General features: G+C 71.5%; 27 protein-coding genes. 8 read left to right on the forward strand and 19 right to left on the reverse strand.

The annotated features are described in order from the left end of the window. Window positions 1-11: 11 nt before the first annotated feature. Window positions 12-1,553, reverse strand: a complete 1,542-nt coding sequence (locus tag J4573_RS11900) for an AMP-binding protein (RefSeq protein ID WP_208255424.1) — start codon at window positions 1,551-1,553, stop codon at window positions 12-14. Between the two features lie 67 nt (window positions 1,554-1,620). Between J4573_RS11900 and J4573_RS11905 the strand changes: the two genes are divergently transcribed. After that, window positions 1,621-2,622 (forward strand): MBL fold metallo-hydrolase, encoded by a 1,002-nt coding sequence (locus J4573_RS11905; protein ID WP_208255425.1) that lies wholly within the window; start codon window positions 1,621-1,623, stop codon window positions 2,620-2,622. Here J4573_RS11905 and J4573_RS11910 read toward each other — a convergent pair whose 3' ends face one another. From J4573_RS11910 to J4573_RS11960, 11 genes are read right to left on the reverse strand one after another with little or no spacing between them, the layout of a single operon-like run. After that, entirely contained in the window at window positions 2,623-4,218 is a 1,596-nt protein-coding gene (locus tag J4573_RS11910; RefSeq protein WP_208255426.1) for a class I adenylate-forming enzyme family protein, read from the reverse strand. Next, window positions 4,215-5,741 (reverse strand): class I adenylate-forming enzyme family protein, encoded by a 1,527-nt coding sequence (locus J4573_RS11915; protein ID WP_208255427.1) that lies wholly within the window; start codon window positions 5,739-5,741, stop codon window positions 4,215-4,217. Before J4573_RS11915 ends, J4573_RS11910 begins: the two co-directional genes overlap by 4 nt. Continuing rightward, window positions 5,741-6,238: a VOC family protein gene (locus J4573_RS11920; protein WP_208255428.1), complete on the reverse strand. Its 498-nt coding sequence runs from the start codon at window positions 6,236-6,238 to the stop codon at window positions 5,741-5,743. The genes J4573_RS11915 and J4573_RS11920 overlap by 1 nt, the downstream gene beginning before the upstream one ends. 9 nt (window positions 6,239-6,247) lie before the next feature. Continuing rightward, window positions 6,248-7,147: an SDR family NAD(P)-dependent oxidoreductase gene (locus J4573_RS11925; protein WP_208255429.1), complete on the reverse strand. Its 900-nt coding sequence runs from the start codon at window positions 7,145-7,147 to the stop codon at window positions 6,248-6,250. Window positions 7,148-7,158: 11 nt separating this feature from the next. Continuing rightward, window positions 7,159-8,343 (reverse strand): acetyl-CoA acetyltransferase, encoded by a 1,185-nt coding sequence (locus J4573_RS11930; RefSeq protein WP_208255430.1) that lies wholly within the window; start codon window positions 8,341-8,343, stop codon window positions 7,159-7,161. Then, complete coding sequence (locus J4573_RS11935) at window positions 8,333-9,760, reverse strand: hydroxymethylglutaryl-CoA synthase (RefSeq protein ID WP_208255431.1); 1,428 nt, start codon at window positions 9,758-9,760, stop codon at window positions 8,333-8,335. The genes J4573_RS11930 and J4573_RS11935 overlap by 11 nt, the downstream gene beginning before the upstream one ends. Window positions 9,761-9,788: 28 nt before the next feature. Further along, window positions 9,789-10,604: an ABC transporter ATP-binding protein gene (locus J4573_RS11940; protein ID WP_208255432.1), complete on the reverse strand. Its 816-nt coding sequence runs from the start codon at window positions 10,602-10,604 to the stop codon at window positions 9,789-9,791. Beyond that, entirely contained in the window at window positions 10,601-11,527 is a 927-nt protein-coding gene (locus J4573_RS11945; RefSeq protein WP_208255433.1) for an ABC transporter permease, read from the reverse strand. The genes J4573_RS11940 and J4573_RS11945 overlap by 4 nt, the downstream gene beginning before the upstream one ends. 7 nt (window positions 11,528-11,534) lie before the next feature. Continuing rightward, on the reverse strand, window positions 11,535-12,518 hold the full coding sequence (locus J4573_RS11950) for an ABC transporter permease (RefSeq protein ID WP_208255434.1): 984 nt from the start codon (window positions 12,516-12,518) through the stop codon (window positions 11,535-11,537). Further along, window positions 12,515-13,357, reverse strand: a complete 843-nt coding sequence (locus tag J4573_RS11955; RefSeq protein WP_208255435.1) for an ABC transporter ATP-binding protein — start codon at window positions 13,355-13,357, stop codon at window positions 12,515-12,517. Before J4573_RS11955 ends, J4573_RS11950 begins: the two co-directional genes overlap by 4 nt. 2 nt (window positions 13,358-13,359) lie before the next feature. Beyond that, window positions 13,360-14,874, reverse strand: a complete 1,515-nt coding sequence (locus J4573_RS11960) for an ABC transporter substrate-binding protein (protein WP_208255436.1) — start codon at window positions 14,872-14,874, stop codon at window positions 13,360-13,362. Window positions 14,875-15,080: 206 nt separating this feature from the next. On the opposite strand from J4573_RS11960, the gene J4573_RS11965 reads away from it, so the two are divergent. The 3 genes from J4573_RS11965 to J4573_RS11975 are packed head-to-tail and all read left to right on the forward strand — an operon-like array spanning window position 15,081 to window position 17,145. Further along, window positions 15,081-15,818, forward strand: a complete 738-nt coding sequence (locus J4573_RS11965; RefSeq protein WP_208255437.1) for an enoyl-CoA hydratase/isomerase family protein — start codon at window positions 15,081-15,083, stop codon at window positions 15,816-15,818. Next, window positions 15,815-16,633, forward strand: a complete 819-nt coding sequence (locus J4573_RS11970) for a VOC family protein (RefSeq protein WP_208255438.1) — start codon at window positions 15,815-15,817, stop codon at window positions 16,631-16,633. The genes J4573_RS11965 and J4573_RS11970 overlap by 4 nt, the downstream gene beginning before the upstream one ends. Continuing rightward, entirely contained in the window at window positions 16,630-17,145 is a 516-nt protein-coding gene (locus J4573_RS11975; RefSeq protein ID WP_208255439.1) for a flavin reductase family protein, read from the forward strand. The genes J4573_RS11970 and J4573_RS11975 overlap by 4 nt, the downstream gene beginning before the upstream one ends. Window positions 17,146-17,173: 28 nt before the next feature. On the opposite strand, the gene J4573_RS11980 is transcribed toward J4573_RS11975, so the two are convergent. The 7 genes from J4573_RS11980 to J4573_RS12010 all read right to left on the reverse strand — a co-directional run bounded on the left by J4573_RS11980 (window position 17,174) and on the right by J4573_RS12010 (window position 22,540). Then, the gene (locus tag J4573_RS11980) at window positions 17,174-17,920 is read right to left on the reverse strand and encodes a TetR/AcrR family transcriptional regulator (protein WP_208255440.1); all 747 of its coding nucleotides are present in this window, start codon (window positions 17,918-17,920) and stop codon (window positions 17,174-17,176) included. Between the two features lie 20 nt (window positions 17,921-17,940). Continuing rightward, window positions 17,941-18,426, reverse strand: coding sequence for a MaoC family dehydratase (locus J4573_RS11985; RefSeq protein WP_208255441.1), 486 nt, complete (start codon window positions 18,424-18,426; stop codon window positions 17,941-17,943). A 46-nt stretch (window positions 18,427-18,472) separates the two neighbouring features. Then, window positions 18,473-19,213, reverse strand: coding sequence for an enoyl-CoA hydratase/isomerase family protein (locus tag J4573_RS11990; RefSeq protein WP_208255442.1), 741 nt, complete (start codon window positions 19,211-19,213; stop codon window positions 18,473-18,475). After that, window positions 19,210-20,154, reverse strand: a complete 945-nt coding sequence (locus J4573_RS56040; RefSeq protein WP_307796597.1) for a zinc-binding dehydrogenase — start codon at window positions 20,152-20,154, stop codon at window positions 19,210-19,212. Before J4573_RS56040 ends, J4573_RS11990 begins: the two co-directional genes overlap by 4 nt. Next, on the reverse strand, window positions 20,151-20,906 hold the full coding sequence (locus J4573_RS12000) for a nitroreductase family protein (protein ID WP_208255444.1): 756 nt from the start codon (window positions 20,904-20,906) through the stop codon (window positions 20,151-20,153). The genes J4573_RS56040 and J4573_RS12000 overlap by 4 nt, the downstream gene beginning before the upstream one ends. A 72-nt stretch (window positions 20,907-20,978) precedes the next feature. Continuing rightward, window positions 20,979-21,974 carry an ArsR/SmtB family transcription factor gene (locus J4573_RS12005; RefSeq protein WP_208255445.1) on the reverse strand — a complete coding sequence of 332 codons (996 nt, stop codon included), beginning with the start codon at window positions 21,972-21,974 and terminating at the stop codon, window positions 20,979-20,981. A gap of 113 nt (window positions 21,975-22,087) precedes the next feature. After that, a complete protein-coding gene (locus J4573_RS12010; RefSeq protein WP_208255446.1) occupies window positions 22,088-22,540 on the reverse strand; it encodes a hypothetical protein in 453 nt (150 codons plus the stop codon). A gap of 248 nt (window positions 22,541-22,788) precedes the next feature. Here J4573_RS12010 and pgfA point away from each other — a divergent pair, with 248 nt between their 5' ends. From pgfA to J4573_RS12030, 4 genes are all read left to right on the forward strand, one after another. After that, entirely contained in the window at window positions 22,789-23,778 is a 990-nt protein-coding gene (gene pgfA, locus J4573_RS12015) for a cell envelope lipid trafficking protein PgfA (protein ID WP_208255447.1), read from the forward strand. Window positions 23,779-23,789: 11 nt separating this feature from the next. Next, window positions 23,790-24,383, forward strand: a complete 594-nt coding sequence (locus J4573_RS12020; RefSeq protein WP_208255448.1) for a TetR/AcrR family transcriptional regulator — start codon at window positions 23,790-23,792, stop codon at window positions 24,381-24,383. 67 nt (window positions 24,384-24,450) lie between these two features. Further along, window positions 24,451-25,776, forward strand: coding sequence for an acyl-CoA dehydrogenase family protein (locus J4573_RS12025; RefSeq protein ID WP_208255449.1), 1,326 nt, complete (start codon window positions 24,451-24,453; stop codon window positions 25,774-25,776). Further along, window positions 25,773-26,792 (forward strand): phosphotransferase family protein, encoded by a 1,020-nt coding sequence (locus J4573_RS12030; protein ID WP_208255450.1) that lies wholly within the window; start codon window positions 25,773-25,775, stop codon window positions 26,790-26,792. The genes J4573_RS12025 and J4573_RS12030 overlap by 4 nt, the downstream gene beginning before the upstream one ends. Window positions 26,793-26,794: the final 2 nt, after the last annotated feature.

Below are 26,794 nucleotides of genomic sequence, written 5' to 3' on the forward strand. Positions count from 1 at the left end.
TTTCGGAGCCGTCACGCGCGGACCTCCCCGGTGTCCGCCAGCCGGGCCTTGTAGAGCTTCCCGTTGGGGTCGCGCGGCAGCGCCGCGTGCACGAAGTAGGCCTTCGGGAGCTTCGGCCCGGCCAGCCGGGCGGCGAGGTGGTCCTGGATCGCCCGTACGGCGGTGGAGGCGTCCGGCGCGGAGTCGTGGAGGACGATGTGCGCCGCGGGCACCTCGCCGTAGTCGGGGTCCGGCGCGCCGACGACGCCCGCGTCCGCGATCCACTCGTGCGCGACGAGGGCGCCCTCGATCTCGGCGGGGTAGACGTTCACGCCGCCCACCAGGATCAGCTCGGCGGCGCGGCCGGTGATGTAGAGGAAGCCGTCCTCGTCGACGTGGCCGACGTCCCAGACGGTCATGAGCCCGTCGCGGCGCGAGCCGTCGGTCTTGCCGGGGTCGTTGTGGTACTCGACCCTGTCCTCGCCCTGGCGCATGTAGACGATGCCGGTCTCGCCGGTCGCGACCTCGCGGCCGGCGTCGTCGAGGATCTTCAGGGTCGAGATCGAGGCGGGCCGGCCGACGGTGCCGGGGTGGGCGAGCCACTCCCGCGGCCGCGCGATCGTCGTGCCGACCTCGGTCGAGCCGTAGTACTCGTAGATCACCGGGCCGAACCAGTCCAGCATCGCCTGCTTGACCTCGGCCGGGCACGGCGCGGCACCGTGCAGCACGTACCGCAGCGAGGAGACGTCGGCCGCGTCGCGCACCTCGTCGGGGAGCCGCAGCAGCCGGTGGAAGTGCGTGGGGACCATGCTCGTGCCGGTGACCCGGTGCTTCTGGACGCGCTGGAGGAACCCCTCCGGGGTCCAGCCGTCCATCAGGACGAGCGTGCCGCCCCAGTTCAGCGCCCCGATCGCGGGCGTGATGTTGGCCGAGTGGTACATCGGCGCGGAGACCAGCCATGAGGCGAACGCCTCGCGGTGCATGCCGAACTCGTTGAACAGCCAGACGTAGGTGAGGGCGCCCTTGTCGGCACTGACGCCGCTGAGCCGGCGCTTGACGCCCTTGGGGCGGCCGGTGGTGCCGGAGGTGTACATCATCAGCGACCCGTTCGGGGTCGTCTCCGGGTCGGTCGCCGGCATACCCGCGGTCAGCTCCGGCAGCGCGCGGGCCTTCTCCGGCGTGCCGTCGACGAAGACCTCGACGCCGGGGCCCGCCGCCGCGAGGACCGTCGCCTCGACGCGCTCCGAGCACAGGACGACCTTGGCGCCGCTGTCCTCCAGGATGTAGGCGATCTCCGGCGTGGTCAGGTGGTAGTTGATCGTGACGAGGTAGAGGCCCGACTGCATCGCCGCCAGGTACGCGGCGGCCAGGGCGGCGCTGTTGTGCATGACCACGGCGGCCGTGTCGCCCTCGTTCACCCCGCGGGCGCGCAGGCCGTGGCAGATCCGGTTCACCTCGGCGAACAGCTCGCCGTAGGTGATGCGCTCGTCCTCGGCCGTGATGATCGCGCACAGGTCCGGGTCGGACACGGCCCAGAGGCGGAAGCCGACCTGCTCCTGCGTCTCCTCGGTCATCTCACTCCCTTGAACTACATTCCGACCATTCGGTATCTTTATCGCAGAGTAGAGGGGATCACCCGACATGTCCATACCTGTCAGCGGACAACATGCCGCGGCCTACCGAGCCCGTGAAGTCCCAGGTCCGCTGCGCGTCGGCGACGGCGTCCACGCCGTCCCGGTGCCCCTGAACGGCAGCCCGCTCAGGTCCGTCACGGTCTTCCTCATCGAGACCTCCGACGGCCTCGTCCTCATCGACGCCGGGTACGAGCACCCCTCGTGCTGGGAGTCGTTCACGGCGTCCCTGGGCGAGATCGGGCACGACCTCGCCGACATCCGGCTGGTGCTGCTCACCCACGACCATCCCGACCACGTCGGCTTCGCCCACCGGATCAGGGCGGCGTCCGGGGCCGCGATCGCCATGGGCCGCGACGACGACTTCGCCCACCAGCGCCGCGTGCGCGGCGGCGGGTTCCTGGTCCAGCTGCGCGGGGCCCTGGAACGGACCGGCGCGCCCCGGGACGTCATCGACGGCATGTACGGCGCCGCCGTCAAGGTCGCCCACCACGCCGAGAACCTGGAGCTCGACCACTCCCCCGAGGGCGACTCCGAGCACGTCCTGGGCGACACGACGATCCTCGGGATCCACACCCCGGGCCACACCTACGGCCACACCGTCTACCTCGACACCTCGCGCGGCATCGTGTTCACCGGGGACACGATGATGGCCGAGGGACCGACCCAGCTGGCCATCCCGAGCCTGCCGGGCGACGACCCGGCCGGCGACCTGCTGGCATCCCTGGACCGCATCCGCGACCTCGGGGCCGAGATCGCCTGCCCGGCACACCAGTTCCCCTACCGGGACATCGCCCGGCGGGCCGAGGAGCTGAAGGCCCACCACCAGGCCGAACTCGACACCGTGGAACGGCTCCTGCGCACCTACGACACCGCCTGGGAGATCGTTCCGCACCTGGAGTGGGCCAAGCCGTGGGACGAGCTCGGCCCCGGGACCAAGCGCTTCGCGCTGGTTCATACGCTGTCGCTCATCCTGGGCGTCACCCGCCGATCCCCCGCGATCATGGGTTGATCAGCTGCCGGAGTCCCGCTCGGCATAGGCCCAGTCAGGGCTCATGCCGGGCTGGAGCTCCCGCAGCGTGCGCTTGAGGACCTTGCCGGACGGATTGGTGGGCAGCTCGTCCACGAGGTAGATCTCCTTGGGGACCTTGAACCTGCCGAGCCGCTCCCGCGCGTGCGCGATCAGCTCGCCGGCCTCCAGCCCCGGCCGGCCGACGACGAACGCGACCGGCACCTCCTGCCACTTGGCGTGCGGGACGCCGACCACCGAGGCCGCGAGGACCAGCGGGTGGTCGGCCAGGACGTTCTCGATCTCGGCGCTGGACATGTTCTCCCCGCCGCTGCGGATCATGTCCTTCAGCCGGTCCCGGATGTAGAGGTAGCCGTCCTCGTCGAAGCAGCCGACGTCGCCGGTGTGGAACCAGCCGCCGCGGAACGTCTCGGCCGTGGCGCCCGGGTCGTCGAGGTAGCCGGGGCTCACCTTGGGACCCCGGGCGATCACCTCGCCGTTCTCCCCCACCGGGACGTCCTGGTCCTCGGCGTCCACCACCCGTACGTCCACCCAGGGCACGGGGATGCCCACCGAGCCCTGCTTGCTCTCCATGTGGGCCTCGTCCAGGTACGTCAGGCCGCTGCAGGTCTCGGTGAGGCCGTATCCCTCGATGAGCCGCGCGTTCGGGAACAGCTCGCGGGCGACCTTGAACAGCGCGGACGTCACCTGCGAGAAGATCAGCCAGCGCACCGAGGACAGGTCGGCCCTCGTGGTCTCGGCGGCCCGGCGGATCATGTCGAGCATGGTCGCCGCGACCACCATGCCGGTGATGCCCTCGGCCTCGATCGCGGTCAGGATGCCGGCGGGCTCGAACCGCCGCTGCACGACCATGCGCCCGCCGACGTGCCAGATCGCGTACCCCGGCAGGTCCGTGCCGCCGACGTGGTAGAGCGGCGCGAAGTTCAGGATCCGGTCGGTCGGGCGCAGGCCCAGCTCGACGATCTGGGCGTGCATGTTCGCGTTGACGTTCCCGTGCGTCAGCAGCACGCCCTTGGGCAGGCTCGTCGTCCCCGAGGTGTAGACGATCCGCTGGAGCGCGTCGTCGTCCAGCTCCGCGTCGGGGACCCGCTCGCCCCGGCGGGCCGCGATCAGTGCGTTCACGTCCGTCCAGGCGTCGTCGATGGGCTCCAGCGCGAGCTTGCGCACACCCGGGAGCCCGGCGACGGCCTTGGCCGTCAGCTCGGCGTACTCCGGAACGGTCGCGACCGCCTCGACGCCCGCCCGTTGCATGAGATGGCTCAGCTCGCCCGAGGTCAGCCGGTAGTTCAGCGGCACGCACACCGCGCCGAGCTTGGCCAGCGCGAGCGCCAGGATCAGGAACTCCGGCACGTTGTTGGCCACGACCGCGACCCGGGTGCCACGCGTGACGCCGCCCGCCGAGGCGCCGCCCGCCGAAGCGCCGTCGGCGGTGATGCCCGCCGCGAGCGCGTTCACGTCGGCGTCCAGCTCGCGGTACGTCCAGCGCCGGTCCTCGAAGACCAGCGCGTCCCTGTCGGCGAACCGGACGGCGTTGAGCGCGAGCATCCGGGCGAGGTTCGCCGTGTTCGCCGTGCTCATGTCGGGTTCTCCTGTTCCCTGAGCCTCTTCTTCAGGACCTTGCCCGAGTCGTTGCGCGGGAGGGAGGCGACGATCTCGACGTGCTTGGGCACCTTGTACTTGGCCAGGTGGCCGAGGCAGTGCCGGCGGATGTCCTCGGGCCCGGCCGCCGACGGTTCGCGCAGGATGACGAAGGCCTTGGGCACCTCGTCCCACTTCTCGTCCGGGACGCCGATGACCGCGACCTCGGCTACCTCCTCGTGCTGGGCGATGACCCGCTCGACCTCGGCGCTCGCGATGTTCTCGCCGCCCGACTTGATGAGGTCGGTGCGGCGGTCGACGAACCAGAGGTAGCCGTCCTCGTCCATCCGGCCGACGTCGCCGGTCAGGAACCAGCCGTCCCGGCGGGTGCGCGCGTTGGCCTCGTCGTCGTTCCAGTACCCGGGCGAGATCTTGTCGCCGCGCACGATGATCTCGCCCTCGGTGCCGCGCGGCACCTCCTGGAAGTCCTCGTCCACGATGCGGATGTGCACGCCGGGGAACGGGGCCCCGAGCGCGCCGAGCTTGGACTCCTCGTGGGCCTCGTCCATGTAGCAGGCGCCGTTGCACAGCTCGGTCATGCCGAACGTGTCGATCGTGCGCACGTGCGGCAGCAGGGCCTTCACCCTGCGGCGCACGTTCGGCGCCACCCCGGCGAAGAGCAGGTACCGCAGGGCGCCGAGATCGGGGCGCGGGTCCAGGTCCATGATCCCGAAGAGGATCTGGGCGGCCAGGACCATCCCGGTGATGCGCTCCCGCTCGGCGATGCGCGCGATGTCCTCGGCCTTGAACGTCGGCGTGAGGACCATCGTCGCCCCGGCGACGAACGTGGCGAGGCCGGGCGCCTCCAGGCCGCTGACGTGGAACAGCGGCGCCGAGACGAGGATCCGGTCGTTCTGGGTGAGCTCCAGTTCGAGGATCTGCGCCCGGTGGTTGGCGACCAGGTTGCCGCACGTGTGGACTACGCCCTTGGGGCGCGCGGTGGTGCCGGAGGTGTAGAGGAGCCGGTGGACGTCGTCCTGGCCCTTCTCGGCGTCGGCGACACCGGCGCCGGGCGGCTGCGCGGCGAGGAGCTCGCCCAGCCGGTGGGCGCCGGGGATCACGTCCTTCCCGTTCGCGACGACGACGCGCAGGCCAGTGTCGTCCTTCAGGCGCGCCGCGTCGTCGCGGAAGTCGTCGTCGTACAGCAGGCAGCCGATCCCGGCCTGACCGACGACGTAGGCCTGCTCGGTGGCGTGCAGCCGCCAGTTGAGCGGCACCACGACGGCACCGACGCGGCTGACGGCCAGTAGCTCGATCACGTACGTGGCGGTGTTGCGGCCGAGCACGCCGACCAGGTCCGCCGGCGTGACGCCCGCCTCGATGAGCGCGGCCGCGTGCCGGTCCACGTCGGCGTCCAGCTCGGCGTAGGTCCAGCGCCTGCCGTCCTCGCCGACCAGGGCCTCCCGGCCGCCGCGGCGCAGCGCCTGGATCCTGAGGGTCTCGCTGAAGTTACTGGTCGCCATCAGCTCTCGGCCTCTCCGGCGCGGAACGCCTTGATCTCCTCCCGGCTGGGCAGGCTGACGAACTCCAGGAGGTTGCCGTCCAGGTCGCGGGCCGCGAACGCGGTGATGTGGCCGTAGTTCTCCAGGAGCGTCCGGTGCGGCGGGCTCAGGCACTCGGCGCCCAATCCGGAGACCCGCTTGTAGACCTCGTCCATCTCCTCGTGCGGGACCTGGAAGCTCAGCAGGAACGTGCCGAGCTCCAGGTGCCCGGCGGACGCCGTGCGGCGCTTTGTACCGTTCCACTCGATCAGTTCGAGCTGACCGATCTGCGACGGGCCCTGCATGTACTGGACCTTGCCGGTGGTGCCCTCGGGGAGACCGAGCGCCTCCTCGATCCCGGGCCCGCCGACGTTGGAACGCAGCGTCCTGCGGTAACCGAGGGCCTTCTCGTAGAAGTCGGCGGCGCGGTCGACGTCGGAGACGGTCATCGCGACGTGGTGGACTTCGCTGACGGGCATGCTTCTCTCCTAAGCGCCGAGGACCTTCTGGATGAGCGCGACCTCGTCCTCGCCGCCGCGCGGGACGATGTGGTCGTCGAGTGAGGTGATCTCCTCGATCGACGCGAGGACGTCGTCGGGCGAGGCGGGCTCACGCCCCGAGTACCAGCCGGGGGTCACGCCGGTGAAGATGCGCCCGACCCGGCCGCCGCCGACCGTGAGGACGTGCCGGTTGAGCTCGCACTGCTCGGAGGCCAGGTAGGCGCCGACCGCCGCGACGTGGCGCGGGTCGAACCGTTCGGCCAGTTCGCCGAGGAGACCCTCGGTCATGCGGGTGGCCGCGGTCGGTGACAGCGCGTTGACCAGGATGCCCTTGCGCTCGCCCTCCAGGGACAGCACGTTCATCAGGCCGACCAGGCCCGCCTTGGCGGCGGCATAGCTGGCCTGGCCGAACGTGCCGAGCAGCCCGGACGAGGAGGTGGTGAGCACGATCCGGCCGTACCGCTGCTCGACCATGTGGTTCCAGGCCGGGCGCAGCACGTTGAACGCGCCGCCCAGGTGCACGTCCAGGACGGCGGTGACGTCGTCGTCGCTCATCTTCCCGAAGGTGCGGTCGCGCAGGATCCCGGCGTTGTGGATCACGGCGTCGACGCGTCCGAACTCCTCCATCGACCGCGCCACCAGGGCCGCGCCGCCCCCGACGGTCGCGACCGAGTCCGTGGAGGCGGTGGCGATGCCGCCGTCGTCGCGGATCTCCTGGGCGACCCGCTCGGCGGCTCCCGAGGCGCCGCTGCCGTCGAGGGCGCCCCCGAGGTCGTTGACGACCACCTGCGCCCCGCGTGCGGCCAGCGCGAACGCGTGCGCGCGGCCGATGCCGTTGCCGGCGCCGGTGACGATCACCGCGCGGCCGTCGAGGTCGACGCGTCCCATCGGCTCCCCCATCACAGCTCGCTCCCCAGGACGGCGACGAACGCGACCGACGAGCCCGGCTGGCCGCCGAGGTTCTGCGCGACGGCGAGCCTGGCGCCCGGGACCTGCCGTTCACCCGCCTCACCGCGCAGCTGGGTGAAGCACTCGAACATCATCCGCAGGCCGGTGGCGCCGACCGGGTGGCCGAACGATTTCAGCCCGCCGTCGGTGTTGACCGGCAGGGCCCCGTCGCGGTCGTAGCGGCCGTCGAGGATGTCGCGCCAGGCCTTGCCGCGTTCGGAGAACCCCAGGTCCTCCATGAGGACGACCTCGGTCGGGGTGAAGCAGTCGTGCACCTCGGCCAGCGAGATCTCCGTCGCCGGGTCGGCCACGCCCGCCTGCTCGTAGGCCTGCTCGGCGGCGGCGACGACCTCGGGGAACGTGGTGAAGTCGTAGCCGGAGGAGGCGAGCCCGGCGCCGGACCCGGCGACGAAGCTCATCCCGCGCAGGTACACGGGCCTGCCGGTGTACTTGTGCGCGTCCTCGGCCCGGACGATGACGGCGGCCGCGGCCCCGTCGGACACGCCGGAGCAGTCCATCACGCCGAGCTGGCCCGCGATGCGCGGCGACCGTTCGACGGTCTCGGCCGAGACGGCCTTCTGGAATTGGGCGCGCTCGTTGAGTGCCCCGTTGGCGTGGTTCTTCACCGCGACGTGGGTGAGCGCGCTGCGCATGTCCCGGTCGCCCACGCCGTGGGCGGCCTGGTAGGCGGGGCCGAGCAGCGAGAAGCCGGCCGGTGCCGTCCAGTCGACGTCGGTGCCGTCGGCGGGCGGCAGGACCGCCGACAGGCCCGACTGCGAGCTGTCCTTGAGCTTCTCGACGCCGGTCGCCATGACGATGTCGTACGCGCCCGACGCGACGCCGAAGACGGCGTTGCGGAACGACTCCGACCCGGTCGCGCAGTAGTTCTCGACGCGGGTGACGGGCTTGCCGACCAGGCGCAGCGGCCGGGCGAGGACCTGGCCGGACAGGCCCGTCCCCTGGGTGCCGACCCAGAACGCGTCGACGTCCTCCAGCGACAGGCCGGGCAGGGACTTCATGCAGTCGCCGACGGCGTCGACGAGCAGGTCGTCGGCCGAGGAGTTCCAGTGGTCGCGGAACGGCGTGCAGCCCATCGCCACGATGGCGACGTCGTGGGCCATGCGGTTAGTCGTCATTGGTCGTGGCCTTCCACGGACGGAGCTTCCAGAAGTAGTTGTGGATCGCGTCGGTGGTCCACAGCCGGCGGAACGCGGGCCGCATCCGCATGCCCACGGTCACGTCCCCGGGCGCGACGTCGGTCGCGTAGGCGTTCAGGCGCCCGCCGCCGCTGGAGTCGGCGCCCGTGCCGAAGTCGGCGATGACGATCGCGACCTGCGTCTCCGGCATGGTCGTCAGGTGGTCCTGGGTGACCGAGACCACCGTCGCGACGCGGTCGCGCAGCGAGACCTTGCCCTGGGCGCCGCCGCTTGCGGCGATGTCGCTTCCGGCGATGCCGCAGCACGCGCAGACCCGGCTCGGCGGGGTCGTGACGCCGCCGCACGCGTCGCAGCGGCTGCCCTCCAGCCGGTACTTCCAGCCGGCGCGGCGGTGCATCGGCGGGGCGGCCGGGGACGGTGCGGCCGGACGGGCCGGGCCCTGGACGTCGAGCAGGCCGCGCCAGCGCAGGTAGCGGCCGTAGGCGAGCTCCTCGCGATCGGCGAGCTGTTCCCGCACCGTTCGCCCGCCGCGCGCCGACCGGACCCCGGCACCGACGCGGAAGACGAACGCGTCCGCGCCCTCGGCGGCCGAGACCAGCAGGACGGTCCGGCCCGGCTCGGCGGTGTCCAGGACCGCGGCGAGCAGCAGCCCGGGATGGGCGGCGCCGGTGTAGCCGGTGAGCCGCTCGACCTCGGCGTCCTCGCCGGAACCGTGCAGGGTGCGGCGGAGCACGGCGGCGGCGCGGGCGTTGGAGGACGCGACGACGACGTGGTCGGGAGCATCCAGCCCGGCGTCGCTCAGGGCCTGCTGCGCGGCCTCCCGGCCGGCGGCGACCAGGATCTCGGCGGTGAACCGTTCGTCCCAGACGTGGTCGTGGCGCTCGCCGGGCAGCCGCCAGCGGTCCAGCACCTCGGCGGTGCGGCCCGCGCGCGCCAGCAGGACGGCCGCGGCGTCACCCGGGGTGAACGCGGCGGCGGCGTCGCCCTGCGCCAGCTCGTCGGGCGCCCCGGATCGGGGCGTGCGGACGTCGGCGAGCGCGGCGGCGGCACCGGCCCGCAGCACCAGGTCGAGCGCGGTGGCGCCCGACCGGTGGCCGCGCAGGTCGGCGGCGGCCACGCCGGAGTCCAGGCCGAGTGCCTCGTGCACGATCCCCGCCGACGTCTTGCCGTCGTAGGGCGCGCTGGTCGTCGCGAGGATGAGCTGGCGGCCCGCGGGGGTACCGCCCGCGATCTCGCGGAGCGCCTCCACCGCCATGGTCACCGAGTCCTCGTCGAACGCGGCGACGCTGCGCGCCGGTCCACCGGCGCGCGCCTGCGTCCCGTCGAGACTATTGCTGGTCAGCGCGTACGCGGGCAGGTACGCCGCGTACGCGCCGATGCCGTTCTGCTCGGGCATGGGTGGGTCGTGCCTCCTCAGGTCCAGGTCAGTTCCAGGTCGGGATGGCCGCGAGCAGGCGCCGGGTGTAGTCCTCCCGGGGCCGGTCCAGGACCTCCATGGCGGGGCCCTGCTCGACCACGCGGCCCCGGTTCATGACCGCGATGCGGTCGCACAGGTCGCTGGCCAGCATCAGGTCGTGGGTGACGAACAGCAGCCCGATGCCGAGCTCGTCGACCAGCGTGCGGAAGAGCTCCACGACCTTGGTCTGCGTGGTGACGTCCAGCGCCGTGGTGCACTCGTCGGCGATGACCATCGACGGCCGCGTGACGACCGCCAGGCCGATGGCGACCCGCTGGCGCAGGCCGCCGGACAGCTGGTGCGGGTAGCTGTCGAGGACGCGGCGGGCGTCGGTGATCCGCATCTGCTCCAGCACCTCGACGGACCGCCGTTCGACCTCGTCCTTGGTGATGCCGTCGACGTGCCGCCGCAGCACCTCGGCGAGGTGCGCCCGCACCTTCATCAGCGGGTTGAGCGAACGGGACGCGTCCTGGAAGACCATCCCGACGGCGGCGCCGCGGACCTTGCCGGTGCGGTCGACGCCCTTGGCGACGATCCGGTCGCCCGACAGCGCGATCGAGCCGCCGTCCACCCGGACGTTCTTCTCCAGGAGGCCGACGACCGCGCGGGCCAGGGTGGTCTTGCCGCTGCCGGACTCGCCGACGACGCCGACGATCTCGCCGCGCCCGATCGCCAGGTCGACGTCCTCCAGCAGCGGCAGGTCGCTGTCGGCGAGCCTGGCCGTGATCGACAGGCCCGCGACGTCCAGCAGGGCCTCCCTCTGTTCCGTTGCCTGCTCGGTCATCGGCGCCGCTTTCGTGGGTCGTGGTGGGTGAGCAGCGCGTCGCCCAGCAGGTTCACCAGCAGCACCAGGACGGTGATGGCGAGCCCCGGGAAGAACGCGATCCACCAGGCCTGGCTCAGCTCGTCCTGACCGGACGCGAGCATGGAGCCCCAGCTGGACTTGGGCGGAACGACGCCCAGGCCGAGGAAGCTCAGCGCGCTCTCGACGAGGATCGCGGTGCCGACCTGGAGCGTTCCGAGGGCGACGATCGTCCCGGCGAGGTTGGGCAGCACGTGCCGGAACACGATCCGGGCCTCGGACGCGCCGACGGCCCGCAGGCCGAGGACGAACTGCCGTTCCCTGATGGTCATGGTGGTGGCGCGGGTCACCCGGGCGCAGGCCGCCCAGCCGGTGAGCGCCAGGACCAGGAACAGCACCGGGAGCGAGCTGCCCCGGTTGGAGATGATCGCCAGCGCGATGAGGATGAACGGCAGCGCGAGCTGGGCGTCGATGAGGATCGAGATCACCTTGTCGGCCCAGCCGCGGAAGTAGCCCGCGACCAGGCCGATCAGCACGCCGGGCCCGATCGCGACGAGGGCGCCGACCAGGCCGATCATGATGGTCAGCCGGCCGCTGGTCACCAGGCCGGTGAGGATGTCCTGGCCGCGCTTGTCGGTGCCGAGCGGGTGCGCCCAGGTGCCGCCGTCCAGGAACGCGGGCGGCAGCCGCGTCTTCGACAGGTTCTGGCCGCCCTCGGGCAGGAGCCCGGTCAGCGGCAGGACGAAGACGAGGGCGGCGATCACCACCAGCGGCGCGGCCAGCCAGAACACCGAGGTGCGGGACCGCCTGGAGGCCTTGCGCGGCGTCGTGCCGGGCTCCGCCGCGGCGGCCGCGGCCTCCGCCTTGTCGCCGGACGTGAGGGGGTCGAGTCCGAGCCTGCTCATCGCGGGTTCACCTCACCCTCGGGTCGACGACGGAGTGGATGACGTCGACGATCAGGTTCAGGCAGACGAAGACGACGGCGCCGAACACCACGATGGCCTGGACCAGCGGGAAGTCACGGAACTGGACCGCCTGGAGGGCGAGTTGTCCCAGTCCGGGCCACGAGTAGACGTACTCGATCGCGACGGCGCCCGACAGCAGGATGCCGGTCTGCAGGACGACGATGGTCAGCACCGGCATCAGCGCGTTCTTGAACGCGTGCCGCCACACCACGCGCACCCGGCTGATGCCGCGGGCGCGGGCCGAGTCGATGAACGGCTCGGACAGCGCCTCGCTCATGGACGCCCGGGTCAGCCGTGCGATGTGCGCCATCGGGTACAGCGACATCGTCAGGGCGGGCAGGACGAGGTGTTTCGGTGTCCCCGACTGCCCGGCCGGGAGCCAGCCCAGCTTCACGGCGAACAGGACGACGAGCATCATGCCGAGCCAGAACACCGGGACGGACTGGCCGAGCAGGGCCACCGTGGAGGCGGCCCGGTCCCACCAGGTGCCCTCGCGGGTCGCCGCGAGCACGCCCAGCGGCACCCCGATGAGGATGGCGAGGAGCATGCCGCCCGCGACGAGCTGGAGGGTGAACGGCACCCGATCGAAGATCATCGTCGTGTTCGGCTGGTAGAACTGCAGCGAGTCGCCGAGGTCCCCGGTGAAGACGCCCTTGAGGTAGTCGAAGTACTGCACGAGCAGCGGGCGGTCCAGGCCCAGCTGCTGGCGGAGCGCCTCGCGCTGGTCGGGCGCCGCCGTGGGTCCGAGGATGTTGGTCGTCGGGTCACCCGACAGCCGCCCCAGCGCGAACGCCATCGTCAAAGCGATGAACAACGACGCGAAGAGGGTCACGAGCCGGGCTCCGGCGCGCCGCAGGCGGGCGGCCCTCGGCGAGAAGCCCTTGGCCGGCGTTCCCTTGGCCGGCGTGCTCTCGGTCAGCGAAGCGGTCATCGGCGTGCCCTCCATCGCGCTCCGGGCATCGCGGCGAGAAGCTCGCGCGTGTAGTCGTCGGAGGGATCGGTGAAGACGGTCTCGCAGGGACCGGACTCCACGACCCGCCCGCGCCGCATCACGTGGACGGTGTCGCAGACGGACCGGACGACCGCGAGGTCGTGGCTGATCATGAGCATGGCGGCTCCGGTGGTCTCCCGTACCTCCCGAAGGAGCGTGAGCACGTCGGCCTGGACGGAGACGTCGAGGCCGGAGGTCGGTTCGTCGGCGACGATGAGGCGGGGGCGCATGAGCAGCGCCCGCGCGATGCAGACCCGCTGCGCCTGGCCGCCGCTGAGCTGGTGGGGGTACCGGTCGAGCAGGTCCGGGGAGAGCCGGACCCGCTCCAGCAGCCCGGCGTCGTCGATCCACGAGGTGCGTTCGCGCTGCAGCCCGCGCAGCTCCTTGAGGCCCGAGCGCACGGACTGCCGCGAGTCCAGCGATCCGTGCGGGTCCTGGAACACGATCTGCACCTCGCGGCGCAGTTCCCGCAGCCGCCGCCGGCCGAGCGTGGCCAGCGAGCGCCCGAGGAGCGTGACGTCGCCCTCGCCGCGGGGCCCGAGCCCGGTGACGGCCATCGCCAGGGTGGTCTTGCCCGAGCCCGACTCACCGACGACGGCGGCGCTCTCCCCCGCGCCGACGCTCAGCGACACCTGGTCGACGGCCCGGAAGGCCTCGCCGGTGGTGCGGTTGCGGTGCTCGACCACGAGCCCGTCGACGACGAGCACCGGCGCGTTCTCGGAGCCGGGGAGGCCGCGGCCGTCACCGGCCGGGACCTCCTTCTCCAGGATGCCGGCCATCGTCAGCGCGTCGCCTTCGTGAAGTCGACGCTGTTCAGCGGCCCGTAGACGACGCCGTCCACGCCCGAGCCGAGCCCGTAGTTGTAGATCTGCTTGTACAGCGGCACGAAGCAGTGCTCCTGGACGACGCTGATCGAGTTGAGCTCGTCGTAGGTGCTCTGCGCGGCCGCGGCGTCCTTCTGCTCCAGCGCCTTGGCGATCATCTTGTCGGTCGCCGGGCTCGGGCAGTTGCCGGTGATCGACGCCGTCTTCACGTAGCCGGTGGCGAAGAAGTCGGGGACGGCGACGTTCGGGACGGCGCCGAGCATGTACATGCCGTTGATCTGCCGGCCCACGACCTGCTTGACCAGCGTGCCGTAGTCGACGGGCAGGTACTTCACCTTGAAGCCGGCCTGCTCGAGGCTCGCGCCCACGGCCTGCGCGACCTCCTTCATGTTGGTGTACTGCGCGGCCGGATAGGTCAGGTTGACCGAGGGCGACGACGAGCCGACGAGCTGCTTGGCCTTGGCCGGGTCGGCGTCCACCTTGTCCTTGGGCTGCGTGCCGGGCTTGACGTTCAGCAGGCCGCCGTCGGCGACCGCCTTGCCGTTGAAGATGCCCTTGACGATGTCGTCCCGGTTGATCGCGAGGGCCGCCGCCTCCCGCAGGGTGGGGTTGTCGAAGGGCGCCTTGGTCGTCTCCAGGACCGCAGTGATCTTCAGCGCGCTCTCGGTGCTGACGACCTTGAGCCCGGCGCCCTTGGCCTGGTCGGCCTGGGCCGGCGGCAGGTCGAAGGCGACGTCCACGCTCTTGCTCTGCAGCAGCGCCAGCCGCTGCGAGGCCTCGGTCGCCCAGGTGAAGGTGACCCCGGTGTTGCCGGGCTTCTGGCCCCAGTAGGCCGGGTTCGCCTTGACCGAGATCTCGCGTCCGGCCTTGGAGGCCTCGAACGTGTACGGCCCGGTGCCGACCGGGGCGGCCGAGAAGCCCGCCGGGCCCTTCTGCTTGTAGTACTTGGGCGGCAGCAGGAACACCGTGGTCAGCAGGTTCGGGATGTCGTACTGCGGGCGCTTGGTGTTGATCACGATGGTCGTGGCGTCCGGGGCCTCGATGGAGGCGACGTTGGTGAAGTAGGTCTTCAGCAGCGAGGTGGCCGAGCTGCGGGTGAGCTCCAGCGTGGCGGCGGCCGCCGCGGCGTCCGCGGGCTCCCCGTTGCTGAACTTCACGCCCTCGCGCATCGTGAACGTCCACTTGTCGGGCGAGGAGCGCTTCCAGTCGGTGATCAGACCGGTCTTGGCGGGCTCCAGCTCGGCGTCGGTGGCGATGAGCGGCTCGATCATGGTCGCCCAGACGACCTGGGCCGAACGGGCTCCGGCGATCGGGTCGAGCGTGGCCGGCTGGGCGTTGAGCAGCGCCCGGATCGTGGACGTGCCCGCCGAACCGGTCCCCGGATCGCCGCCGCAACCGGCGGCGCCGATCGCCACCGCTGCCGCGACGGCGACGCTCGCCAGTCGCCGAGGGGTCAGGGCGTTCTTGATCATTTGGATCCTCCCCAGCGTCGCATCGCCCGCGACGTCGGGGCGACGGCATTCCCGTGTCTCTCAGACCCGGGCCCGTGACGGTCGTCACAAAGTACCGACCGGCCGGTATCAAGTCAATGGTCAGATCCAGGTCATGATGCAGGACTCTGTCCAGATTTTCACGGCCCGGGCCTTATTTCATACCGACTGGCATGTATGATTTGGCCATGTCGATCACAGTGACGAACGACTACGAGGGGCGCGTCGCCAGGGTGACCTTCGACAACTCCGCGCGGGGCAACTGCTTCGACACCGCCCTGCTGCTGGAGCTGACCGAGACCCTGGAGGCCGCAGCCGATGACCCGTCTTGCGTCGTGATCCGCCTGGACATGGCCGGGAGGCACTTCTGCGGCGGCTGGGACACCTCGGCGTTCGAGGGCCTCTTCGGCGAGTCCGCGGAGACCGTGGCCGAACGCCTGCGGGCCAGCGACGCGCTCGTCGATCGGATCCGGCGGCTGCCGGTGCCGGTGGTGGCCGGGGTCCGCGGCAAGGTCATCGGGTTCGGCGTCGGCCTGCTGGACGCCGTGCACCTCCCGGTCGCCGCGGCGGACGCCCAGGTCTCGCTGCCCGAGGCGCGGTTCGGGTTCGCCCCGGCCGGCGTCGGCCACCTGATCGCCCAGGCGCTGCCGCGCGCCCAGGCCTACGCCCTGCTGTGCGGGCTCACGAGCGCCACGGGCCGCCGGCTGGAGGCGTGGGGCCTGGTCTCCAAGGTCGTGCCCGGGGCCGCCGAGCTCGACAAGGCCGTCGACGAGGTCGTCGACGGGCTGCTCGCGGTGCCGGGCGACACCCTGCGCGCGATCGTCGACGTCGTCGAGTCCAGCCTGCGCACGGGCCGGCCCGACCGGGCGTACGAGGCGTCGGCGCGCACCATCGTCGACGCCGGCCACGAGGGAGGCGAATCGTGAACGACCCCGTGTTCCAGCCGGGCGAGGCGGTCTGGGTCGAGCTGTGCACGCCCGATCCCGAGGCGGCGGAGGAGTTCTACTCCGCGCTCCTCGGCTGGTCGGCCCGGCATGAGCGGCTCGGCGGCTCGACGTACCGGATGTGCTCGGTCGACGGCCGCGACGTCGCCGGGATCTCCGACGGGTCGCTGCACGGCGGGCGGCCACGCGGCTGGCTGACCTACTTCGCCATCGACGACATCGCGGCGGGCACCGAGGAGGCGGTCGCGCTCGGCGGCGAACTCGTGACGGGCCCGCGGTACCTCCCGGCCGCCGGGACGGGCGCGACCGTGATCGACCCGTTCGGCGCGGCCTTCGGCCTCTACCAGGGCGAGGCCCGCGCGGGCGTCCAGCTGCTCAACGTGCCCGGCGCGCTCTGCTGGAACGAGCTGGACACCGGCGAGCCGGGCAAGTCGGTGGCCTACTACCGGTCCCTCTTCCACTACGGGACCGAGGAACGCGACGACACCCCGACCGGACGGCCCTACACGGTGCTGACCCTCGGCGACGTCCCGGTCGCGGGCGTGCTGGAGATGGACAACGAGTGGCCGAACCTCGTGCCGTCGAAGTGGATCACCTACTTCAGCGTCACGTCGCTCGACGAGGCGGTCGCTCTGGCGACCGAGCTCGGAGGCGCCCCGACCGTCGGGCCGATCGAGAGCCCGCACGGCCCGCTTCACCTGGTGAAGGACCCCGGAGGCCACACGGTGTGCCTGATCCAGCTCGAGGACGGCCTCCGGCCCGACTACGCTTCCTCTCCCCCGGCGGTGACCCGATGACGACCGAACCGTTGTTCGACTCCACCCAGTTCCGCCGCGTGTGCGGTCACTTCCCCACCGGCGTGACGGCGGTGACGGCCCGTACCGCCGACGGGCGGGTCGCGGCGCTGACGGTCAACTCCTTCACCTCGGTGTCGCTCGACCCGGCGAAGGTGCTGTTCTGCCTGGCGCACTCGTCGTCGAGCTTCCAGACCCTCACCGACGCCGAGCGCATCGCGATCCACATCCTGAGCCAGGAGCAGGAGGACGTCGCGCGGCGGTTCGCCACGTCGGGGCTGTCGGGTGAGGAACGGCTGGGCGGCGTCGGCTGGACGCCCGGCCCGGGCGGCGTCCCGCTGCTGCCCGAGACCCCCGCCATCCTCGCCGGGCACCCGGCCGAGATCATCACCAGCGGCGACCACGTGATCATCCTGGTCGCCGTGGACCACGTTCACCTGAAGCCGAGCGAGACGCCGGCCCTGTCGTTCTACCAGGGCCGGTTCACCACGCCCGTCGTCGCCGCCACGGACTGACGGGTGGGGCGCCGGGGCCCCGGCGTCCCTACTCGGTGAGCAGTCCCATGAGGATCAGCTCGCAGAACTGCTCGGCCACCTCGTCGATCCCGAGGCTGCCCTCGGGGTTGAACCACTGGAAGGCCGACGCGCACATGCCGAAGATGCCGAAGGTGATGATGCGGTCGCTCATCTCCCGGCGGAACGCGCCGGCGTCGATGCCGCGCTGCACCACCTCGCGAAAGATCGTCTCGAGCGTGTCGCGCTTCTCGCCGACCGACAGGAGCCGGTCGCCGGTGAGGTGCCGCCGCTCCTGGTAGAAGATCGCGACGTGCGCCCGGTAGGTCGCCACCCCGGCCAGGCTCAGGCCGATGAGTGCGCGCAGCTGCTCGACCGGGTCGGAGTCCTCGTCGATGATCGCCCGGGCGGACTCGATCTGGGTGTCGAGATAGTCGTTCTGGATCTTCCAGAGCAGATCCTCCTTGCTCTGGAAGTGGTGGTAGAACGCGCCCTTGGTGAGGTTGGCGCGCACGACGATCTCCTTGAGCGTCGTACGGTCGAAGCCCTCCCGCTCGAACAGGTAGAGCGCGCTGTCGACGATCTCCCGGCGGGTCCGCTGCGGGTCGTAGCCGCCGGACCACCGCCAGCCGGGGTCCTCGGTCCGCGAGCCCGCCGCCTCCTCCGGCCCGCCGCGGGCCTCGCCCGCCGGCCCGCCCGGGGACTGCTCCGCCGGCCCGCCCGGGGACTCGTCCTCGCTCGGGGACTCGTCCGCCGCGACCGCGGTCTCCTCTGCCATCGCGCTCCTTCCGGTATCGGTCACGGATGGTAACGGAACAAGATCTCCGCCACGCAACAGGTGCTGGCGTCGTTCGCGAACTCCACGACCACCGACGCCTTGGCCTGCACGCCCTCCTGCCCGCCGCCGCGGGCCGGAACCCGCTCGGCCGAGACGAGCGTGGCGACGCCCTGGATCTCGGTGCCGGGCGGCAGCGGCCGGACGAACCGCACGCGGTCGAGCCCGTAGTTGACGCCCATCGACACGTTCTCGATCGTGAGGATGTCGGCGAGCAGCCGGGGCACGAGCGCGAGGGTCAGGAAGCCGTGGGCGATCGTACCGCCGAAGGGGCCGGCCACGGCCCGCTCGACGTCGACGTGGATCCACTGGTGATCGCCGGTGACGTCGGCGAACCGGTCGATCTCGTCCTGGGTCACCACCCGGGTCTGGCTGGCGCCGAGTTCACTGCCGACCAGGTCGAGCAGTTCGTACGGCCCGTTCAGGGCGGTCCGTTGGGGCGTCCGCATCGTGGAGCCACTCCATTCCGACTGGTCGTAATGTAAATGCTACGCCTCAGCGTGCGCGCCGGGCGGCGGTGAAGGCAGCGATCTGGCCGTCGATGTGCTCCCGGAGCACGCGGGCCTCGCGTGACCAGGCGTCTTCGTCGCCGTGGCCCCGGGCGACCTTGAGCATCCGGGCGACCGCCACGGGGTCCAGGCCGGCGATGCGGTTCGCGATCGCCAGTACGTGGTCGTCGAGGTCGGTGTCGGGGACGGCCTCGCTGACCAGGCCGCGGCCCGCGGCCTGCTCGGCCGTCCAGGTCTCCCCGGTGATCAGCAGCCTCCGGGCGATGGCGGGGCCGACCGCCTTCGGGAGCATGGCGCTGGAACCCCATCCGGGCACCTGGCCGACCGCCACGTGCCGGTCGCCGATGCGCGCGCTCGCGCCGGCGACGGCGATGTCGCAGGCCAGGAGGAGCTCCAGCCCGCCGCCGTACGCGGCGCCGTTGACCGCCGCGATCGTGGGCCTGCCCGCCTCGCGTACCCGCCCGACGAGGTCGCGCCCGCGTTCGAGGAACGCCCGCAGCGCGGGCGGATCCCCGAGCAGGCTCTGCCCCTCGGTCAGGTCCGCCCCGGCGCAGAAGCTCCTGCCCGTGCCAGTGAGAACGAGGGCCGCGACGCCGGGCTCGCCGGCCCGGTCGAGCCAGTCCTCGAGGCCCGCCATGACGGCCGAACTGCAGGCGTTACCGGCCCCGGGCCGGTCGATGCGGGCCCAGAGCGCCGGCCCGCGGCGTTCGACGACGACGGTGCTCATCGGACGGCCACGCAGAGCTTGCCGAACGCGTCGCCGTCGAGCATGCGTTGCGCCGCCGTCCGGACGTCGTCCAGCGCGACGGTGCTGTCGACCAGCGGGCGGATCGTGTGCTCGCCGACGAAGGCGACCAGGGCGGCGAACTCCTCGCGGGTGCCCATCGTCGATCCGTGCACGGTGAGCTCGCGGGCGAACAGCCGGGCCAGGTCGATCGGCGCGGTGAAGCCTGTGGACGCGCCGCAGACGACGATCGTGCCGCCCGCCTTGGCCGATTTCACCGAGTGCTCGAACGTGGCGGGGCCGACGGACTCGATGACGACGTCAACGAGGTCGGGGACCCGTTCATCCGTCCGGAGCGCGGCGTCCGCACCTGCTTCGAGGGCGCGTTCGCGTTTGGCCTCGGACCGCGAGGTGACGATCACCGAGGCCCCGGCGGCCTTCGCGAGCGCGATGACCGCGGTGGACACTCCCCCACCGGCGCCCTGGACGAGGACGGTCTGGCCGGCCTGAAGCCCGGCCTTGGTGAACAGCATCCGGTACGCGGTGAGCCAGGCGGTCGGGATGCTCGCGGCCTCCTCCCACGTCAGATGGGCGGGCTTGGGCGCGACACCGCCCGCGGGCACGACCGCCTGCTCGGCGAGCAGCCCGTACCCCCGGTCACTGAGCAGGACGGAGTGCGCGACACCCCTGCCGGCCGTCGCGGGCAGGACGGGATGGACGAGGACCTCCTCGCCGTCGCAGATCCCGGCCCCGTCGCTGCCGAGGACGCAGGGCGCTCCACCGGCGACGCCGCGGAGCATCCAGATGTCGTGCATGTTGAGCGCACCCGCGTGGATCTCGACGCGGGACCAGCCGTCGGGCGCCTCGGGGATGTCGACGTTCCCCACTTCGATGGCGTTGACGGGGTCCTCGGCGGAAGGGGTGGTGACGTGGGCGGCTCTCACAGAGCTTCCTCCCCGGTGAGCTGGTCGATCGGCTTGTCTTCGTAGGGGAACGGCCGTTCCCACCGGTCGAGGTAGGCGACCTGGTTCACGGGCCTGCGCGCGGCGGGCCTGAACTCGGTGCCCTGGGTGTAGGCGACCGGAAGCAGGGTGACCTGGAGGGCGGTGCCGGGAATCCCGAGGATCTCGGCCGCCCGCCGGGCGTGGTGCAGGTGCAGCGAGGTGATCACGGTGCCGAGCCCGCGGGCGCGCAGCGCGAGGTTGAACTGCCAGACCGCCGGATAGATCGACCCGTAGACCGCCGAGCTCGTACCCGGGCCGCCTCGTTCGGGAAGCGGGCGGGTGGCGCAGGGGATCACCAGGTACGGCGCGCGGCCGATGGTGCGGGCGAGGTGGTCGGCTCCGCGCAGGATGCGCTGGGTGCGTTCGCTGACCTGGCCGTCCGCTCCGACCCCGCCGAGGCGACCCTTCACCTCACGGCCCTCCGTGCCCGCGGACCCGTTCAGCGGCGCGAGGACGTGCTCCTCGTACGCGGCGAGGTAGAGGTCGGCGAGCGCGGCCTTGCGTTCGGGATCGGCGACCACGACCCAGCGCCAGTCCTGCGCGTCCCCGCCGGTGGGGGCCTGAAGGGCGAGTTGGAGGCACTCCCCGATCACGTCGAGGGGCACCGGCCGGTCGTAGTCCAGGCGGAGCCTGACCGCGCGGGTCGTGGTGAGGACATGGTTGAGGTCGGTGAACGGCGGCGCGTCGCCCATGATTCGGTCCTTTCATACCGACTGGTTGGAATCTATCATCCCGGCGGCTGCCTGGCCCTACTCCAGCGGGGTTCAGCTGAACGCGGCGTCGTTCGAGGCCAGCAGCCTGGCGCCGAGGGGGCTGATGGCGTGGCGGACGGAGCGGCCCTCGCGGCGCGTGACGATCAGGCCGGCGTTGCGGAGAATCGTGGCGTGCTCGGAGGCGGTGGAGGCGGAGACGCCGAGACGGGAGGCGAGCTGGTCGGTCCGGCAGCCGGTGCCTATGGCGCGCAGGGCACGGCCGCGAGACGTTCCGACGAGGGCTCCGAGGCTGTCGATGGAGGGGATCTGCTCGGGAGCCGAGCGGTTCCCCGGCACCGGGTAGGACATGAGGGAACGGCGACCGTCGCAGGACAGCGTGAAGCCGAGATATCCCGGCGCGGCGGAGACGATCGGGCTGATCAGCAGGCCGTTGCCGCGCAGCCGGGCGGTGTCGGGGCCCGCGCCGCTGATGTGGAGGGCGGAGCCCTCCCAGCACACGCGGGGGCTGAGCGAGGCCAGCGCGGCGCCCATCCCCCGGCTCAAGGCCAGCTCCGCCCGCTTGTAGAGATCCGTTTCCATCTGCCGGCGCATCGAGCGCCATTCCGGGGCGATGAAGCGGTGGAACAACACGTACAGGCCGTCGGCGAGGACGCGGGTGATGCGTTCGGGAGAGGAGACGAGGGCGGGCGAGAGCTCGCCACGGGCGAGCTGCCACAGGTCGCCGCCGAACTCCCAGGCGGTGGGGGCGCGGTCGAGATCCATGACGGCGTCGAGCTCGTCGCCCATGGAGATGCGCCCGGTGTCGGGGCCTGGCGAGTCGATCAGGAGCAGCTCACCGAACAGCCGGCTGCGCGCGCCGACGACGCCGATCAGTTCGAGCAGCGGGACCGCGTGCCCCTCGACAGCGCGGCCGACCTCACGCCACAGGCTGCCCGGGGCCGCCAGCCTTGGGTGGTGGGCGCACAGCGCGGCGAACACCGCGTGCCGCATGGGCGAGATGGTGAAGCGGGTCTCGGCGACGTCTTCGGCATCGAACGCCAGGTGCACGCTTCAAGCTAGCATCCGCACCAAACAAGCGTTTGATTTACTTGTCCGGCGCCCCGTGCCGCCGTGCCCGGCGGACCGCCGAGGCGCCCCCGAAGCGCCTCGGCCCGCTCATGTCAGCCGCAGAGGTTGACTTCCGGCGAGTACTGGTACTTGTCGGTGTACCAGGTGTAGTACGTGTACGCGGGCCAGGAGTTGCAGCCCTTCGCGAGGGAGAGCTTGGGGCCGAGGCAGTACTTCGTGCTCTGCTTGCCGATGCCCCCCGCGTCGCACACGGAGTGGCCGAGCAGCGAGTACCCCGGCTGGGACTTCGGAAGCAGACGGTCGGAGCTGTTCGAGTTCATGACGATGGTGTACGGCTCGGCCCAATTGCTGTCGTACCTCAAACAGGTGATGATCACGTGCTTGGAGTCGGACAGCGACGTCGGGCTCGAGCATTTCGCGTCGCCCCACGTCGGGTAGCTCGAGCTCCACGCGGGGGCGGCGCTGGCCGTGCCCTCCAGGGCGGCCGCCAGCGCGACGGCGGCGCCGAGCGTGCCGGCGATCCTCAGGGTCTTCGATCGGTTCATCGGGCCTCTTCCTGCAGGTCTGAACGGACCGGAACACGCAGAGCATGCAGGCGCCCGGGTCGCCTCACCATGTTTTCGGCCACCCCCGAATAGCCAAGATCGTTAAGCGGGGGCCGCCTCGGGGTCTCTCCCTCCGATGCCACCCGCCGCCTTGGGCGATCTTGATTCTCCAATAGTGAGAATGTAACTTCCATCAGACGTTCGACAGCGGTCGCCGCGGTGTCGGGGGACGACAACGAGGAGCCCTCATGCGGTACGTGATCGGCTATGTGATGGCGGGCATCGGCGCGTTCTTGCTCGCCGCCGTGGTCCTCCTGCACTTCTACGTGGCGCCCCGGCTGAAGCAGGCGCCGCCCGACGTCTACAAGGTCGTCACGTTGCGGGCGGACGGCGCGACGTACTTCGACGCGGCATCGCTGCAGCAGCGCACCGGCGCCACGGTCACCGTGACCTCGACCGTCCGCGGCGACACGACGGCGAGCAGCGGGCACATCGCGACGTGGGATTCGTTCATCATGATGCAGGACCTGCCGCGGACGACGACCGTGGGCTACTCGAAGATCCGCATCGCGTTCGACCGGCGCACCGGCAGGCTCGTCAACTGCTGCGGGGCGAACATCGACGGGGACGATGACGCTCAGATGTCGGGCATCGACATGTTCTGGCCCCTGAACGTCGGCAAGAGGACGTACCCGATCTTCGACTCGGCGACGAAGAAGGCGTGGCCGGCCGTCTATGAAGGCCAGGAGATGCTGCACGGGCTCCGCCTGTACAGGTTCGTCCAGCACATTCCCGACACGGTGATGGCCGGCGGAAGCACGGGAATGCCGGGCAAGCTCCTCGGCCTCAAGGGCAAGGATGCGGCCGCGACGATCCAGGTGGACCGTCACTACCAGGCCGACAACGTCTTCTGGGTGGAGCCGCGCACCGGCGTCTCGGTCGACGTCCGGCAGAACGTGCGCACGACCATGGTGCCCAGGCAGGGTCAGGGGCAGCTCGTGGTCGCCGCGCTGGACCTCCACATGTCGAACGCGAGCGTCCTCTCCTTGACCGCCAAGGCGAGGAGCGCCATGCGGAGCCTGACGTTGCTCACCGTCTCCCAGCCCATCGGTCTCGTCCTGGGAGTGGCCTTGGTCGTCTCCGGACCGCTGCTCATGCGCCGATCGAAGACCGGCGCGCGGCACCGCCAGGAGGAGGGGCTCGACCAGTTGGTGGCGCCCTCTCCAGTTCGGGATTAGCATTCCCTTTCATGCAGAATGTGATTCTTGCATCGGAGACCGAGCTGCTCCTGGACGCCGGGCTCGAGCTGATGGTGGCGGGCGGCGGACGCAGGCCGCGCGTCGCCGAGATCGTGGCGGCGGCGGGACTGTCCAACGACGCCTTCTACCGGTCGTTCGACGGCAAGGACGCGCTGGTCGAGGCGATCGTCGAACGCGGGGCGCGCACGGTGGTCGGCTACGTTCGCCACCGCATCCGCCGTACGGCCGAGCAGGGCGCCGAGGCTCAGCTCCGCGCCGGGTTGGAGGCAGTGCTGCGGCAGGCGGCCGACACCGACCTGGTGGGTCAGACGCGGGCCGTTCTGGCCAACGCGAGCGCCCACGACCCGCGCGCAGGCCATGTGATCGTCACGCTCGTGGACGGACTCGCCGCGCTGTTCGCCCAGCCCGCGGCGGAGATGGGAGCGGGAGACCCGATGCGGGCGGCGCGGACCACGGCCGGTGCCGCGGTCGCCGCGCTCCAGTACTGGCTCTTCGCGGGAGAGGTGCCCGGCTCCGTGGAGATCGAGCACCTGGTCGGCTTCCTGCTCGCGGGCGTACGGGCGCCCGACCCTCGACGCCGATAGCGGCACTCACTGGTTGCGAGAATGCCGTTCTGGTATTTTCAGAATCGGATTCTGAGGAGGGTGCGTCATGTGGGACTTCAGTACCGACGCCGCGTTCCAGGAGAAGCTCGACTGGGCCGCACGCTTCGTCCGCGACGAGTGCGAGCCGCTCGACGTGCTGTTTCCGGGCAACGCCGATCCGTACGACCGGGACGGCGAGGTCTTCACCGAGGTGATCCGCCCGCTGCAACGGCGCGTGCGCGAGGAAGGCCTGTGGGCCGCTCACCTGTCGCCCTCGCTCGGCGGAATGGGCATGGGCCAGGTGAAGCTGGCGCTGCTGAACGAGATCCTCGGCAGGTCGGGCTGGGCCCCGACGGTGTTCGGCACGCAGGCCCCCGACTCGGGCAACGCCGAGATCCTCGCCCACTACGGTACGGACGAGCAGCGTGAACGGTATCTGGAACCGTTGCTCGACGGCCGGATCGTCTCCACGTTCGCGATGACCGAGCCGACCGGCGGCGCCGACCCCGGCGGCTTCACCTGCCGGGCCGAACGGGACGGCGACGCGTGGGTCATCAATGGCGAGAAGTGGTTCGCCTCGAACTACCCCCTCGCCGCGTTCGTCATCGCCATGGTGATCACGAACCCGGACGTGCCCGTGCACCGCGGCGCCTCCATGATCCTGATCCCGGCCAGAACGCCCGGCATGGAGATGATCCGTGCCACCGGCCTGGCCGGTGAGCCGCTCGGCGAGGGCGTGCACTCCTACCTGCGGTTCACCGGCTGCCGCGTACCGGCCGAGAACCTGCTCGGCGAGCCCGGCTCCGGGTTCCGCATCGCGCAGACCCGGCTCGGCGGCGGCCGCCTGCATCACGCGATGCGGTCGATCGGCCAGTGCCGGCGTGCCCTGGAGATGATGACCGAACGCATCGCCGCCCGCCGTACGCGCGGCGGCCCGCTCGCCGACCAGCAGGCGGTGCGCCACCAGCTCGCCGACACCTGGATCCAGATCGAGCAGTTCCGCCTTCAGGTCCTGCACGCCGCCTGGCAGGTCGAGCGGGCCGACCGCACCGGAGACCCGGACGACGCCCGCCGCGCCCGCCTGCACGTCTCCGGGGTCAAGGTCGCCACCCCGAGGATCCTGGTCGACGTCGCCTACCGGGCCCTTCACCTGCACGGCGCCCTCGGCGTCTCCAACGAACTGCCGCTGGCCCGCATGTGGCAGTCCGGCCCCACGCTCGGCGTGGCCGACGGCCCCACCGAAGCACACCAGGACGTCGTCGCCCGTCTCCTCCTCGCCGACGCCGTACCGGCCGAGGACCCGCTCTTCGGCTCCGAACACCTGCCCGCCCGGCTGGAGGCCGCCCGCACCAAGTACGCCGGGCGGCTGAAGGAGATGGCGGTGACCTCATGAACTCCGACCTTGACCGGCTGAACGCCTGGCCCGGCCTCGCCGACCTCCCCGGCGACGGCCCCATTGCCGAGCTCACCCCGATCACCGGCGGCGCGCAGAACCTGCTGTTCGTCCTCCGCCGCACCGACGGCACCGAGCTGGTCCTTCGCCGCCCCGGACGCCACCTGAGCGCCGGAGCCTCCGACGCGTTCCGCCGCGAGAGCCGAGTGCTCGCCGCTCTCGCCGACACCGGCGTACCGCACCCGCGCCTGTACGCCGGCGTCCAGGACGAGTCGGCCCTGGGCGCCCCCTTCTCCGTGCTGGAGAAGATCGACGGCTTCACGCCGCGCGGCCGGCTGCCCGGCCGGTACGCCGACGATCCCGAATGGCGGCGTACGGTCGCGTTCGACCTGGTCGACGGCGCCGCCGAGCTCGCCAAGGTCGATGCAAGCGGGCTCGCCGACCTGGGGCGGGCGGAGGGCTGGCTGGAACGGCAGACCCCCAAGTACCTGAAGATGCTGCACGGCTACCGCGAGAGCGTCACCTACCGCGAGAACGAGTCCCGCGACGTCGATGCCGTCGCGGACTGGCTCACCGCCCACACTCCTGAACGCGGCGCGATCGGGATCGTTCACGGCGACCTGCAGTTCGCCAACGTGATGTTCGCCCACGACGCGCCTCGCCTCGCCGCGATCGTCGACTGGGAGATGGCGTCGGTCGGCGACCCTCTCCTCGACCTGGCCTGGATCCTCACCGCCTGGAGGGAGAAGGACGACCCGCCGGGCAGCGAGCCTCAGTTCCAGCCTTGGGACGACATGCCGAGCCGAGCCGAACTCGTCGCCCACTACGCCGAGCTGACCGGCCGGGACGTCTCGGCGTTCCGCTGGTACCAGGTCCTGGCCTGCTTCCGCTTGGCCGCCCTCCTCGAAGGCACGTACGCCCGCGCCCTGGCCGGCAAGGTCGACGCCCGCCTCGGCGAGGGACTGCACACGTACGCGGGCTGGCTCTGGGCCAAGGCACGCCAGGAAATGGACTGACG

It is taken from the genome of Actinomadura barringtoniae (assembly GCF_017573505.1).
GTDB lineage: Bacteria > Actinomycetota > Actinomycetes > Streptosporangiales > Streptosporangiaceae > Spirillospora > Spirillospora barringtoniae.